General features: G+C 36.7%; 16 protein-coding genes and 1 tRNA gene. 4 read left to right on the top strand and 13 right to left on the bottom strand.

Going from position 1 to position 14,569, the window contains the following annotated elements:
- Positions 1-94 precede the first annotated feature (94 nt).
- A complete protein-coding gene (locus IGM09_RS10635; protein WP_002356337.1) occupies positions 95-262 on the top strand; it encodes a DUF3042 family protein in 168 nt (55 codons plus the stop codon).
- A gap of 162 nt (positions 263-424) precedes the next feature.
- On the opposite strand, the gene IGM09_RS10640 is transcribed toward IGM09_RS10635, so the two are convergent.
- The 8 genes from IGM09_RS10640 to IGM09_RS10675 all read right to left on the bottom strand — a co-directional run bounded on the left by IGM09_RS10640 (position 425) and on the right by IGM09_RS10675 (position 6,492).
- Entirely contained in the window at positions 425-2,263 is a 1,839-nt protein-coding gene (locus IGM09_RS10640; protein WP_033625119.1) for an FAD/NAD(P)-binding protein, read from the bottom strand.
- A gap of 13 nt (positions 2,264-2,276) precedes the next feature.
- Positions 2,277-2,627: a DUF488 domain-containing protein gene (locus IGM09_RS10645; RefSeq protein ID WP_002362343.1), complete on the bottom strand. Its 351-nt coding sequence runs from the start codon at positions 2,625-2,627 to the stop codon at positions 2,277-2,279.
- A 121-nt stretch (positions 2,628-2,748) separates the two neighbouring features.
- Positions 2,749-3,147 carry a rhodanese-like domain-containing protein gene (locus IGM09_RS10650; protein WP_002356334.1) on the bottom strand — a complete coding sequence of 133 codons (399 nt, stop codon included), beginning with the start codon at positions 3,145-3,147 and terminating at the stop codon, positions 2,749-2,751.
- Between the two features lie 15 nt (positions 3,148-3,162).
- The gene (locus IGM09_RS10655) at positions 3,163-4,134 is read right to left on the bottom strand and encodes an ROK family glucokinase (protein ID WP_002356333.1); all 972 of its coding nucleotides are present in this window, start codon (positions 4,132-4,134) and stop codon (positions 3,163-3,165) included.
- The gene (locus tag IGM09_RS10660; protein WP_002356332.1) at positions 4,135-4,353 is read right to left on the bottom strand and encodes a YqgQ family protein; all 219 of its coding nucleotides are present in this window, start codon (positions 4,351-4,353) and stop codon (positions 4,135-4,137) included. It lies immediately after the preceding gene.
- Between the two features lie 17 nt (positions 4,354-4,370).
- Entirely contained in the window at positions 4,371-5,081 is a 711-nt protein-coding gene (locus IGM09_RS10665) for a rhomboid family intramembrane serine protease (RefSeq protein WP_002362481.1), read from the bottom strand.
- A gap of 10 nt (positions 5,082-5,091) precedes the next feature.
- A complete protein-coding gene (locus tag IGM09_RS10670; RefSeq protein ID WP_002394065.1) occupies positions 5,092-5,634 on the bottom strand; it encodes a 5-formyltetrahydrofolate cyclo-ligase in 543 nt (180 codons plus the stop codon).
- Positions 5,635-5,721: 87 nt separating this feature from the next.
- Entirely contained in the window at positions 5,722-6,492 is a 771-nt protein-coding gene (locus IGM09_RS10675) for an alpha/beta fold hydrolase (protein WP_002356329.1), read from the bottom strand.
- A 165-nt stretch (positions 6,493-6,657) separates the two neighbouring features.
- On the opposite strand from IGM09_RS10675, the gene IGM09_RS10680 reads away from it, so the two are divergent.
- The 3 genes from IGM09_RS10680 to IGM09_RS10690 all read left to right on the top strand — a co-directional run bounded on the left by IGM09_RS10680 (position 6,658) and on the right by IGM09_RS10690 (position 9,974).
- Positions 6,658-7,233, top strand: coding sequence for a DUF805 domain-containing protein (locus IGM09_RS10680; protein WP_002356327.1), 576 nt, complete (start codon positions 6,658-6,660; stop codon positions 7,231-7,233).
- A 90-nt stretch (positions 7,234-7,323) separates the two neighbouring features.
- Complete coding sequence (locus IGM09_RS10685; protein ID WP_033625120.1) at positions 7,324-8,889, top strand: membrane protein; 1,566 nt, start codon at positions 7,324-7,326, stop codon at positions 8,887-8,889.
- Entirely contained in the window at positions 8,841-9,974 is a 1,134-nt protein-coding gene (locus IGM09_RS10690) for a DUF4950 domain-containing protein (protein WP_029644925.1), read from the top strand. Before IGM09_RS10685 ends, IGM09_RS10690 begins: the two co-directional genes overlap by 49 nt.
- 259 nt (positions 9,975-10,233) lie before the next feature.
- Here the strand turns inward: IGM09_RS10690 and IGM09_RS10695 are convergent, their stop codons facing one another.
- From IGM09_RS10695 to IGM09_RS10715, 5 genes are all read right to left on the bottom strand, one after another.
- Positions 10,234-11,298 (bottom strand): FUSC family protein, encoded by a 1,065-nt coding sequence (locus IGM09_RS10695; protein WP_016618027.1) that lies wholly within the window; start codon positions 11,296-11,298, stop codon positions 10,234-10,236.
- A 255-nt stretch (positions 11,299-11,553) separates the two neighbouring features.
- Entirely contained in the window at positions 11,554-11,805 is a 252-nt protein-coding gene (locus IGM09_RS10700) for a hypothetical protein (RefSeq protein WP_010713122.1), read from the bottom strand.
- 89 nt (positions 11,806-11,894) lie between these two features.
- Positions 11,895-11,984, bottom strand: a tRNA-Ser gene (locus tag IGM09_RS10705).
- Between the two features lie 95 nt (positions 11,985-12,079).
- The gene (rpmG, locus tag IGM09_RS10710; RefSeq protein ID WP_002356321.1) at positions 12,080-12,229 is read right to left on the bottom strand and encodes a 50S ribosomal protein L33; all 150 of its coding nucleotides are present in this window, start codon (positions 12,227-12,229) and stop codon (positions 12,080-12,082) included.
- A gap of 125 nt (positions 12,230-12,354) precedes the next feature.
- On the bottom strand, positions 12,355-14,490 hold the full coding sequence (locus IGM09_RS10715) for a peptidoglycan D,D-transpeptidase FtsI family protein (RefSeq protein ID WP_002359399.1): 2,136 nt from the start codon (positions 14,488-14,490) through the stop codon (positions 12,355-12,357).
- Positions 14,491-14,569 lie beyond the last annotated feature (79 nt).

A 14,569-nucleotide genomic window follows, 5' to 3' on the forward strand; every position in this document is an offset into this window, starting at 1 on the left:
CGTAGAGTTTATGAAAAATCATTGTAACTATTGGATTTTTTTGCTTTTTTCCGTCATAATAGAAACAAATACAATTTGAAAGAAGGAATGAACGATGAAAAAATTTGTATCAGGTATGTTAGTCGGTACTGCTATCACAGTTGCTGCTTTAGCCGGTGTGGCTACAACTATTAAAAAAACAGTCATTGATCCAATTGAAGAAAAAGAAGATATGATTGAAGAAAACCGTAAAAAAGCGATGCGTAAACGTATTGCACGTTAAAAAATAGCTGTGACGTTGAGATAAAAAATCTAACGGCAAGAAATCAACAGGAGCGCTTCTGGCTTGGTTGATTCTCTTAAGCATAACAAGTGGTCATCCATCAAAGCGATGGATGACCACTTGTTATGCTTTCTTTTTTACCAAAGGAGCTGACTATTTTTCTTAACTATTAAAAATAGTGGCAGCAATCCGATCCATATCGCGCATATTCCAAGGATCCACACCCGGACGAGCTGCAGCGGCTGTTAACCAATGAATACCTTCTGTTGGAATACCACAACTAAAAAGGCCTGTCGCCACCTGTCCATCTTTTGTGATGACTTGATTCGTGGCAGGCACAATCAAGAGTGCACCTGTTTTGACTATTTGACCATCGGCTAATGCCAGTTGATGGAGCGTAGCTAGCTTATCGGCTAACAACTGCCTCGTTAAAGGATTCAAACTTTTTTCATTATTAACTTTGGGAATGCGCGCTTCAATTAAAAAGTGACTATTATACCGATTTTCCGGAAACAAATTAGCATAAGTAATAAATTGACCCGCTTTCATTTCGACACGCATTTCTGGCCCCAGAATCGTGACTAATCCCAGTTCAACTAACGCCTGTAGCTCTTCTGTTCTTTCAACAGAAGGTCCCACTGACAAAAAGGTATTCAACGGGGTAAACCAATGCCACAACCACTTTTGACTCTCGTCATTCGTTAATAACCCTTCATCCAAAACAAAGCGAATCTGATCTCTTAAATCTTTTAAACTGTCTAAAGCAGTGGTCAAAGGACCGCTAAGATTGCCTTTCTCTGCTTCTTGAATATCCCATTTTAAATACTCTAGTAAAAACGAACGAAAACTTTCATGAGTGGTTTTCTTTGTTTCAGGATGTTCTAACGCTTGCCAATCAAACCAATCTTGTTTTTCAAAGTGGGCTAAGCTTTCCGACGCTCCCTTGGTTTGAATAAACAGCTGTTGAAAGGCCTCTTTAGAAAGATGCGGATATTTTTCTTCGATTAAGCAAGTGTAATACACATATTCCACTTCTTTTTTTAAATACCAAAAAAACTCTGCACCTGTAACCTGTCCTTTTTTACGACATTCAGCTAAATACGTTTCGGTTAAAAAAACAGGCTGATAGGTTTCCCCGTAACCTTTTTGATTAATCCCTCGAGGATGAGAAGGAAAACCGCGACCAGAACCAGCAATAATAATAGGCTCTCTTCCAGAAGGTTCATAACGTAAGCGGCCATTTTGACGAGAAAAAACACCCCCGCGGCCAATCGTCAAGGCAGATAAATAGTCAAAAAATGCCAAACCTAAGCCTTTTAACACAACGGGTTGTTTTGCGGGTATATTGGCAAGTGCCAATAAAGCATCCGCCGCATTTTTAGGAGAAGAATAAAACAAACGATGCTCCTTGGCGTAGTCCGCAAGCTCTTGTTCAACAGTCGTTAATTCATTTTCTTGGTGACCCATGGCTAAAATTACTTTGTCTGCCGTAAACTCAATGGATTGGGTGTACACATAATAGTTATCCTCTCCTGCCCGTACAGCAGTTACTGGCTCTTTAAAAAACGTCAGCGATGTTTGTTCGTTACATCGCGTGGCTAAATACGTATAAAACCATTTTTGGTACATGCCATAAAAAGCCCTCGAGCAGTGATCATTCGGTCCAAGGCGATGACATTCTTTCAACAACTCAAGATAATTATAGGGTTGTTGCTGTTGAATGTACTGCGCAGCTTCTGTTTGGGTCCATTCATAGAGAGTGGGTCCCTTGACAATTGGTCCTTCGCCACTAAAAGATTCATCTGTAAATAAAGTGACTTGACTAATCACGGTGTTCATTAATAAATAATTAGGTTGCTCTGCTCGCCAAATTTTTCCACCTGGACCGTATGGATCAAACAACGTGAGCTGAACATTTATTTCCGTTTTACGAGCCCATTCAATGACTCGTTCTGCAGCTGATAAGCCTCTGGGTCCAGCACCTACAATTGCAATTTTCATCCAATCACCTACTCTATTTTTCTAATAATTCTTTTAAGACAACCGCTTGATTATGCACTGTATCTTTCGCCCCATAGACCAGCGTGACTACTGGCTGATTTTTTACAATCGTCTGTAACTGCTTAAACGCTGTGGCAGTTGGCTCATGTTTCAATTCTTCTTGGTATTTTTGTTTAAACTCAGGATACTTATTTGCTTCATGATTAAACCATTTCCGTAGCTCTGTACTTGGGGCCACTTCTTTGAGCCATTCATCTAACTTTTCAGATTCCTTAGATTTTCCTCGTGGCCAAACACGGTCAACTAAAACACGGTAGCCATCTTGCTCTGTCGGTGCTTCATATGCTCGCTTGATTTGAATCATCTGCCTTCACCTCTTCTCTTTATTGTAGCTCAAAAAGTGAGGACTGACAAAAAGCAGCATCTCTATTAAACTTTCCTATACAAAAAGAGTTGGTCTCAATGAAGACCAACTCTTTTTGTTATTAACTATTTCTCTTTTTCACTTTCCCAGTCCAGCCATCATAGCCGCCTTTTAAAATATAAATATCAGTATAGCCATTTTTGCGTAATAAATTAGCTGCTCGGATACTTAAAGCTTTCTTCTGATCATAAAGATAAACAGGTTGATCCTTACGAAGAGAACCAATTGTTGTTTTTAACATGCTGTATGGCATGCTGCGCGCCCCTAAAATATGCCCAGCATCAAATGTATCTTTCTCACGAACGTCAATCACTTGTGCTTTACGCATTGTTTCTTTAAATTCTTCTTCCGTCAGCATTTTTGCTGAACGTTTCACCATAATTTTCAAATATAATTCATTGAATACCATCGCTAGTACAATAACTAGCAAAATGCCATTGATTACCCATAAAATACTCATTCTAAAAAGCCCTCTCTATTTCTCTTTTGAAAATTGTAATGCTAGTGAAGCGGCACCAATGACGCCGGCCTCATTACCTAGCTCTGCTAATTTGATTTTTGTACTATTTCGAACTTGCGGGAAGGTAAATTCTTGGAAATATTTTTCGACACGACTACGTAAAAATTCTCCTGCTGCAGAAACACCTCCACCGATAACCACGCTATCTGGATTTAACGTGTTACCTAAGTTTCCTGTGGCTAAGCCTAAATAGAAACAAACACGATCCACAACCATTAAAGCAAAATGATCGCCTTTTTCAGCAAATTCAAAAACATCTTTACTCGAAACATCTTGTCCATCATCAATCGCTTGTTTCAGTTCAGAGTCACCTGCAAACTCTTCTGATAAATGACGTGCAACACGAACGACACCAGTGGCACTAGAAACAGTTTCTAAACAGCCACGTTTCCCACAGGTACAGTCAAAGCCGTTAGGATCAACCGTCACATGCCCAACTTCACCAGCGCAGCCAGCAACACCGTGGAGCAATTCTCCCGCTGCAACAATGCCTCCGCCAACACCTGTTCCTAAAGTAATAAAAATCACGTCGGGATTGTTTTCCCCCGCGCCCTTCCAACGCTCACCTAAAGCGGCAACATTGGCATCATTATCTAATGCAAACGGAATTCCTAAAGCAGATTCGATTTGTTCTTTGACAGGCTGTACAGTCGTCCAGTTTAAATTATAGGCACCTACAACAGTTCCTTTTTCAATGTCGACACTTCCTGGTGTTCCCATACCAATTCCCACAAAATCTTCTTTTTTCATATTATAAAGATCTATACGGTGACGAATACTTTCAATAATTGATGGCACAATATGCTTGCCATCTTCTAAAATATTCGTTTCAATACTCCATTTTTGTTGAACAACGCCATCAGTTGTTAAAATAGCAAATTTGATGGTCGTTCCACCTAAATCAATCCCAATAATCTTCTTATCCATTTAGTCGATTCCTTTCTGCTTCCCTCTAGATTCTTCTATTCGATGCTCTCTTTGCAAAATATGCCGGGCCTGTAAATACGTATCTCGGTCTACCAATTGACCTTCATACAATTTTTTTAATTCAATCATCATTAACTCAATATCATAAATCCGTGCACCGACATAAATATACATCCCAAACTGTTTAAAAAGTTGTTGTACATCATATAACGTTTCCATACGAAAACACTTCCTTATTATACAGGTAAACCGTATTTTTTAAAACCCAATAACAGACAAATTACGACAAGAAAAATAAAAATTAACGTGGCCATAATTCGCTCGTGCTTATTAAATGCTTCTTCACGATTTGGAACAGCAAAAGCCGTCGCTACTAATAGTCCACCGATTAGACCGCCAACATGACCCATCATATCTACAGAGCTACTAAACAAGTTAAATAACAAATTAATCACAATAAACATTGAATAGCGTTGCACCATATACATAATCGCTGGATTGTCTCTAAAATGGCGTCCTAAAATAACAAATGCGCCAAACAAACCAAAAAGCGCTGTACTAGCACCCGCTGAGACACTGTTGGGTGTCCCAAAGGCAAAACTGGCGATATTTCCAGCAATCCCACTCAATAAATAAATGCCCAAATAGCGCCAATGCCCATAAATTGCCTCAACCTGTGCGCCGATATAATAAAGAGTAACCATATTCAAAATAATATGCATAAACCCAATGTGAAGAAACATTGGCGTGATAAACCGCCAGTATTCATGATTTTGAGCTACCAGTGGACGAACCATTGCTCCCCAATTAACTAAGTTTAAAATATTTTCTGATCCTCCAGTTAATTCCAATCCAAGGAAAACAATGATTGAAATACCTAAAAGGGCATACGTAATGAACGGCTGATTTTTTAGCCGTTTCAATTTCATTTCTGTTTGATAATTCATTCCATTCCTCCTATTGTATAAATAATTGTTCGATTGGCTGATCAAACGCTTCTGGTTGCCATTGCTCATGGAGTTGTTCACTAAAAACTAAACTACATGAATGGCCCGAAAAATGTTCCAAATAACGATCATAAAAACCACCGCCAAAGCCTATTCGATAGCCAGCACGATTGAAAACAATCCCTGGCACAATCAATAAATCAATCGCTGTAGCTGTTATTTCTGCCGCTGTTAACGGAGGTTCTTCCACGCCAAATGCACTGGTGTCATAAACCGTCTCTGGAAAGACTTGATAAAAGTGCATTTTGCCTCCTTTAAATGTTCGCGGCACCGCCACTTGCTTGCCCTCTTGCATGGCCCTTTCGAAAATTGGCTGTGTTGATAATTCTAGCGGTAACGACCGAATCATTCCGATTGTTTGTGCTTGTTGCCATTGCTGACTAGCAAACAACTGTTCATAGAGACTTGATTCTTTATGTTGTTTAATTTCTGGATGTTGTTTTAGCCATTCCAGGGCAGTTAAGCCCACTTTTCTCAACTTGTTTTTCTCCATGTACACCTTCAACCCCTTTTCTGTTAAGTTTATAGAAAGTGTTCTTAAAAAACAAGCTGATTCCCCTTTTCTCTTTGAAAAATCCCGTTATTTTTCTAACGTTTTTGACGCTTCTTTAAAAAAGTCAACAACCAAATCCATTGTTTCTCCTTTCACTAAATGCCGCTCACCGATTTCCGTTATAAATTGCGTATTTCTCGCATACGTTTTCCCAGACACTAATTGTTCAAAATCAGCCATGTCTTCATAGGGAATTTTTTCATCTTCCGTTCCATGCCAAAACAGCATCGGTCGTTCTTGCAGTCTTTCTGGCGTTTGTGATAAATCGTATTGATGCACCCAACTTAGCAACAGTGGCAAGTCTTTAGGCACAAAAATAGCAAATTCTTTCGCCCGTTGAATCACTCGCTGAATATAGCGCGCCGGATAGGGTGTTCCCATTAAGCAAGCAGCAGCTTGAATCTCAGGATGTTGGGTCATAAGAGCGCTGGTAGTAATACCGCCCATGGATACACCACCCACGCCAATCCAATTTTCTTTAATCAACCCTAATTTATGAAAATGATGGATAATTACTGGAAATTCAATCAAATTATATTGAATGCTACTCCAAAATGTAATCGAAGGAATCGTGGAAATAGGTCCTGTTTTTCTTTCTCCATGGTTCATGGCATCTGGTAAAATGACCCGAAACCCCTCGTGTGCTAATTTTCTTGCTTGTGTTAAAGATAATTCTTTAGCTGATTGCCAACCATGATAGTAAACAATTAAAGGTAATGCTTCGTTTTTTTGCTCTTCTGTTGTCACTTCTAATGCTGGAATTTTTGCTATGTAGCGATGTCTAATACTGATTTTCATTCATGATTCCTCCATTATAAAATATCTTCTCTTATTTTACCGTTTTTTGATAAAACCTGCTCCTTATATGATTTATCAAAAAAATCACAAAATATGCGAATTCGCATTTTCCTATTTTATTACTTTCCGTTATAATCATTTTATTAAATACAAAGGGGTGTTTTTATGGTTAAAATTGAGGAAAAAGGCAAAGTAACATTTGGACAAGCTTTTAAAGATTATTTTCGTGGATATGTTGATTTTAAAGGTCGGACCACACGTGCTGGTTATTGGTGGATGACACTGGTATTAAGCATTTTAGCACTTATTTTTTATATTGCCATTGTCGGCAAAGCCGTGTCAGCAATTTTAGCAGCTGAATATTTTGAAACCTATGATTTTGGAAACTTATTACCGTTGATGCTTTTTGCACTTGTTTTATGGTTAGCTTTATTATTACCAACGTGGGCAATGTGTGTCCGTCGTTATCGTGATGCTGGGATGACAGGTTGGGGCGTGCTTGTTTTATATCTACTTTCTATTGCCTGTAGCTATACACAAGTTTTCTCTGTTATGTCAACACTGAAATATGATGTTCAAACAGATACTGTGATAACAGGTGGCAGTCCCGTCTTCTTATTTTTCACTCTTGTGATTAGTCTGTTTTTCTTCTTACTAACAGTCTTACCGACAGATAAACTAACAACAACTAGCCAAAATAGCGTCTTACGCTTCTTCTTCCGTTACAAAGAAGTGAAGTAAGGAAAAGTTTTAAGCCTTTCTTTTAAAAGAAGGGCTTTTTTCTTATTTTAAAATCTTTATGATAAAATAAGAACTAGTCTAGCTAAAAAAATGGAAGGAGAAAATATGGCTACTTTTAAACGGATTCTGAATCTAGAAAATTATATTTTTAGTTTTTTTATTTTATTTGTCTTTTACGGCGCAATTAACTCTCCCTATTCGCTGGTAAAAATTCTTTGGGGAAAGCCTAAGCACTTGCTTGTTTTACTTCCTCTATTAATTATTCTATTGTTGATTATTTATAAAAACAAAAAATTTCTTTACACTAAGATTCAAGCGCTCTGGCACTTAATAAAAACCCATGATCGTGTGGTTATTATTGGTAGTTTGATCAGTTTATTTTTACTACAACTTTTACTCCTGACGCAGATTACTGTGCCGATTGGCTGGGATGTTTTTGACAACTTTCATAGTATTACCACTGAAAATAAGGATTATTCAAAAATCGTACTTTCTTTAAACCCCAATAACGAATTTTTCTTTTTCATGATGTATTACCTGAATAAATTTTTGCGTTTCATTGATGTAACAGAGAGCTGGAGCAATACTTGGTTTAGTTGGCAAGTGGTTAATTGCTTGTTTATTAATAGCAGTTTATTTCTCTTTTGTCATGCCTCTAAACGTGTCTTTAATCCATTAACGGCCTTCGTTGCTTATAGTTTATTTTTTCTTTCTTTCGGATTGTCTCCATGGTTACTAACGCCTTATACAGATACGGCCGTCTTATTGTTCATCAACCTAGTTTTTTTTGCATATAGCCTTTTTGACCAAGTTTCCCATCCCTTCATAAAATATTGTTTATTACTGTTTATTGGAATTGGCCTAGCTTGGTGTTTTTTAATGAAACCTTCGTCTATTATCTTTTTTATTGCATTTAGTTGTATCAAAGTGCTGCAACTTCTTTTAGTAAATCGGAACAAACAGTCTATCGTAAAATTAACCGTGGTTGCTCTCTTTTTACTGACTGGTTTCGCCAGCGCATATTATAGTTTTCAATTTTTTGTGGAAAAACAAACGATTACGGAAATCGATAAAGAACAAGCCAAACCTTGGACACTTTTTGTAATGATGGGTTTGACTGGAACTGGCGGTTACAATGATGCAGATACACAAGCAGTAAATCAGTTGCCTACACAAAAAGCCAAAAAAGCTTATACCATAAAAACGATTCAAGACCGTTTAAAAAATAAAGGATTCTTCGGTTATCTCCGTTTTCTGGCTCAAAAAAATCGTCATAATACTGCCAATGGTGATTTTGACTGGGGTTGGGATGGCGGTGATTTAATCCCAGAAACACCTTCTAAAAATCGTTGGCAAGAACACTTGCGGTCACTGTATTATCCGCAAAATCCCAAAAGTAACTATCTACGAATTTATATGCATTTTTTCTATTTACTCACATTACTAGGTCTATTGTTCAGTATCCCTCTAAAAGATTCAAAAAATAACTACGCGATTTTAAAATTAGCTTTCATTGGAGCTATTCTGTATTTATTGCTCTTTGAAGGCGGCCGCTCTCGCTATCTAATCCAGTTTATGCCGTTTTGGTACTTGTTATCAGCGAGTGGTTGGCTGGGGTTGAGAGAGATTCGAAGATACAAAAAAACAGTAAAATAGAAAAGAGGATTGAGTTAAAAATGAAAAAAAGTTTACTGGGGTTGATTGTTTTTTTATCCTTACTGACCCTTACTTCTTGCAGAAATAAAGTGACCACAAAAGAGCTAATGGCAAACGAGTGGGCCGTAAACTCCAACGTTGATGAAGTAGTAATGATTGTATCATTCAGCGAAGATACCGCTACTTTCAAAATCAATACAGATGAACACACATCAACTGCAAAAAATGATTTGGAAAAAGCAGGCGAAGAATTAGGTAAACAAATTGCAAATAAAATAGAATACAAAGTCAAATACCATCTAAAAAACAATCAAATTCGTTGGAAAAATGAAGGAAAAGAAGTAGCTTACAAGATAAAAAAAGAAAAGCAAAATCTACTTTTCACTCCTACTAAGACAAACAATTCTGATAACCAAACAAAACTAGTTTTGAAACCTTACACAAAGAAAAGTATTGATTCTTCCACTCAAAAAGATAAAACGGAAGAAACCAGCTCTAATTATCAAAACGTCTCATCTGAAACAAACCAATCTACCTCTTCATCTACTACTAAAGAACCGCTACCACAAGTTAGCTTAGCTGATTTTATAGGCGGTTGGGGTATTCCTCAAAGTGATAACTTATTTTTTATAAATGCTGACGGAACACTCACTAGCATAACTCAATCGAATGTTCCTCTTCAAAATGTAAGTTTTTCTGTGGATGAGAATGGTAATCAAATAATGACGTTTCTTTTGAATAATACGCCCCGAACAGTAACGAAAAATAATGATGGTACTTTAACTGTTAATGGACAAATATACACTTATCTAGGTAATATTACGTTGGAACAATTAATTGAAAGAAATAATCAAACTCAACAAGTTTTTGAACAATCTGAACAGCAACCACCACAAAACTCTGATTCTCGTGAACAAATACAAAATTCTAAATCAGACCAACCTATATACGATACGGTACGAAGTGGTGAAGGTGGGCGACAGTTAGCCGAAAGAAATGGTTTAACCTTAGAAGAATTATTAGCATTAAATCCAGGCATTGAAACTTCTGTTTTTTATCCTGGTCAGTCATTACGAATTAAATAGAAATTTAGGTATACTAATAGATAATAGTCTATGAAAGTAGAACTGGACCATCTACCATTTACTTTGGGATACCAGTTGATGGCAATAGGTTTGACGAAGTGGAACTAGACCTTGTACCGACTGGCTCAGCAAAAATTGCGACATTTGATATAGCAGTTGGGCATTGATTAACAGCATGCATATAATTTGATAATATGGAATATAAACAAAAATGTCTAAGGAGCCTAACATTCTTTCAAGAAAGAATGTTAGGCTCCTTTTATTCAGACAATTTCAGCCACTCTTTGCGATTGCAATAGGACATAGTTTTTACAAAGACAAAATGATAAAGCAAACCGTAAGCTAGCCCCAACATATTTAACAAAATTCTTAAGTAAAGACTTGTTTCTAGCCCAAATATCATAGAAGCTGCCATGATAGCACCAACACAATTAAAAATCGTTTTACTTTTATAAGATGTGCATAAGCCTAAACAAAGTCCTCCTAAAATACCAAGTAGGTTCGTTGGTATATAAAATAACAAGATAGCCGATACTAGAGAACCAATAACGACCCCTATTATTCGTTCTTTGGCTCGTTCAGACAATTTAAACGTATCATACCCAGAAAATAATGACGAACTAGCAAATGTTGCCCACATAAAGCGGTCAATCTGAAGGTGCGTTCCTATAAAAAGTAATAAGCTAATGCCTAAAGCGTAATAACCAAACCAAATATTTCTTTGATTAAAAAAACCATTTTCTTTAACCATCTGTATAAAAGTAATCTCCTGATCCAACTTTTTATGTTTCACATGATAAACAAAAGCTAAAAGTAGATAAGCAAACACTAATACAAAGAAAGTTTGTTCTAATTGCTGAAACGATTGATAGTGAACCGTGCCAACTAAATATAAGTAGGAGAACGTATACAAGCCAGGATTACCCATTTTAGGGTTTTTACCAGTTAAGAAAAACAATGCCAGCAAGCAGATAAAATGAAGACCCCATTGTAAAAATGATACAGAAATCAGTGAAATTAGTGGACTAACACCTAGAATTGTTAACACGATTCCTAAACTAAGCAAGGCCTGTTTTTCCCTGTAGCCATATGAGACGAAACGGATACTCAACAGCAAACAAAATAATACAATTGAAAAAGGCGCTACAGCTTTTCCAAAGAAAAAAGTAATCGTCGACACCCATAAAATCGCAAACGAAACTAATAAGATATCCCTTATTAACAAGGCGCGCCAAAAATATCTCCGCTGTTTTTTAGTGTCCGCTTGATGAATTTTTTGTTTTAAAATAAATGGATCTAACTGCAATAATTGATAAAAAGTCACCTAAAATCATCTCCTAAAAATCGACTCTTCTCAATTCATTATTCCAACTTTTCCTTCTATGAAATTATAAGAAAAGTAGTTGTGACGAACATTTTACTACAACTTTTTTTCTGAATCAATACATGCTTTATTTCTTAATTCAATACCTCTCCCGATACGATTTGCTTACTTCATAAAAAATAAGCCTAGAAAAAATCAAAACGATTAATTCTAGGCTCAAAATTAAATAACTGTTGAACAAAAGCTAGCACTTTTTTACATAAACTTTTCCAACAGATCCATTTCTTTTTCTAATTCTTTTTCATCATACTTATCATACTTACCAGCTTCGTGTGCAATTTTTTTAATCTCATGAATGGCTTTTTTTTCAACAATCCATTTCTTCATACTATGTTTTTTTGTATCCTCATCTAGCGAGTCCAACTCTTCTAAACTTGCATCCAATTTATTCAAAATGTCTGCAATTTTTGCTAATGCTTGCGCTTCTTTTTCTTCATAGTTTGACATAATAGACACCTCTTCTTAAGTATTTTTCTACTTTAAGTGTACGTCTCTGTCGTTTTATTTGCAACTAATAACTCAACTGCTTCTCGGTACGGAGGATAAGGGATTCGAACCCTTGCACGATGTTACTCGCCTAACGGTTTTCGAGACCGTCCCCTTCAGCCAAACTTGGGTAATCCTCCCTCTACATTCCATCTACAAATGAACATGTAATGAATCAATAGATAAAAAGCCTAGACCCTTACACAACAAGGATTCTAGGCTCTGTCTAACTAAATTATTTAGTTTCACGGTGTAAAGTAACTTTTCTTTCACGTGGGCAATATTTTTGTTTTTCTAAACGATCAGGATTGTTACGTTTATTTTTATTTGTTAAGTAGTTACGTTCTTTACAAGAAGTACACTCTAAAGTGATGTTTACGCGCATGTTTTCCCCTCCTACTAATAATTGATCTTTCCAAGAGATTTCTTAGACTTGAATATCATACCATTTTTTTTGTCATTTGACTACCCTTTTGGGCAAATTTGTAAAGTAGTTCTACTTTACAAATTTTATTTTTTGTACATTTCCATATACGCTTCTAAAACTTCTTTGGCAATCGTTTGATTTGGTTTGGAAGATTCATCATTTAAGTGTGGTAAAACAACGCTAATTGCAATTTCAGGATTTTCGTACGGCGCATAAGCCACCAAGTTACTATTAACCGTTGTATGGTTTACTCCATTAGCATCTGTTGCTTGCGTTTCGGCGGTCCCTGTTTTAGCAGCAATCGAAAACTTGTCTGATTTTAAACCACGTGCAGTTGTAAAAGGACTAGTTCCATTTACCACATTATAGAAACCTTGTTGAAGAATTCCTATCTGGTCTTCAGAAATATTCACCTTATTCAAAACTTTTGGTTCAATTTCTTTTAAAATTTTTCCTAAAGCTCCATTTTCATCATTGCCATAGATTCCTTCTACCACATGGGGTTGCACGCGGATACCATTATTTGCGACAGTGGAAACGTACTGTGCTAATTGTAACGCGCTATAGGTATCATATTGTCCAAAAGATAGGTCAAGAAGATTACCGCCTTGTGGCGCAGAAGACGAATCCTTAAAGTCCTTGTTTTGAATTCCTGTTGTTTCTCCTGGTATATCAATTCCAGTTTTCGTTCCCATACCATATTCTGCAAAAGCTTTTCTTAATTCTTTAAAGACAGTGTCATCTCCTACTTCATAAGGGAAAATCATATTGGGATAATAATTCACACCCATCATTTTAAAGACTAATTTCATCATATAGGCATTCGAAGAATATTCTAACGCTTGCTCCGCAGTTAATTGCATGGTTGTTCCGCCAGAAGCATTCCACCAAGAAGCTTTTGGATTACTACCTGCTAGTAAAATAGCTTCATCTGTTAAAACGTCATTGCCTTTAATGACGCCTGTTTCATAACCAGCTGTTAAAGTACCTGCTTTCACAACTGATCCAGGAACTTCAGAATTCAAAATAGGTGCTAAAGGATTAGGTGTGACTTCCCCAGTTGCTAAATCATGATGAAATCCGGACATCGCTAAAATAGCACCTGTTTGAGGGTTCATAGCAACGACATATGCATTTTCTGAGTATGGTCCAATGGTTTTGACTATTTGTGAATAGTTTCGTTGTAAAATTTCATCAACTTTGTTTTGGAAATTTGAATCAATCGTTAATTTTAAGTTGGAACCTTTTTCCCCTTTGGAAATTGGGGTTTGTGAAACAATCTTTCCGTTATTGTCTAAAACGACTTCTGATTTTGCTTTTTTACCTTGTAGAACGTCTTCATATTGTTTTTCTAAATAGCTAGTCCCAACACGGTCATTTCGTGCATAGCCTTTTTTCAAATATTCATCGACTTCTTCGGCTGGCAATCCTTGTTTTTCAGTTGAAACGGTGCCCAACAGGCTACGTAATGCACCACTTTGAGAATAATCACGCGTCCAATCAGTCCCTGTTGAAACACCAGATATTTCCGCTGTGTGTTCACCAATTGTCGCAATTTCACCTTCTGTTACCCCTTCATTCTTGATGAAGACCGTGTTCATTTGTGACGCGGCATTCATTCGTTTAAAAATCGTCACTGCTTGTAAGGTTCGGTCATCAAACGCAATTTCTTCAGGGGTGACTTTTTCAACGGCTTTGGCATATAATGTGCCTTCGTCCGTAATTTTGTTGCCTTTTTCATCTTCTTTATCTTGATCGGTTAAACGGGCTTGGGCTGCTTTTAAATTTTCAGGATTCGCTAACCAATAATCTTTTTTATCACGGTCCGTTAAGTTTGGATCAACTGGAACATTAATAAGTTCGTTGACTTTATTCGCAATCGGTAAAATATCTTTTCCTTCAATGTTTTTTCCTCGTGTGTAAGTGATTGCTAAATTGGCTTTGTTAGAAACCAAGACTTTTCCTTGTGAATCATAAATTTGTCCTCGAGGGGATGGTGTCGTGATTTGTAGTGAAGAATTGGCAGTGATTTTTTTGTTAAACTCTTCTCCTTCTACAATCTGTAAATACCCTAAACGGACAATTAATGAAACAAATAAAGTGAATATCACAAAAAATAATAAGTTCAATCGAAAAGGAATATGTGGCTTTCTACCTCGTTGACTCTTTGCTGCGGCATCTGTTTTTTTTATTTTATCTATAAATGAGTTTTTCTTCATACCTCTAGTCCCTTCACTAAAAAGTTTCGCATTCTCATTGTAACAAAAATTAGTCAAAAAATCAGGATTATTCCTAGCT

Origin of the sequence: Enterococcus sp. DIV0167, from assembly GCF_050541555.1 — a bacterium.
Lineage (GTDB): Bacteria > Bacillota > Bacilli > Lactobacillales > Enterococcaceae > Enterococcus > Enterococcus faecalis.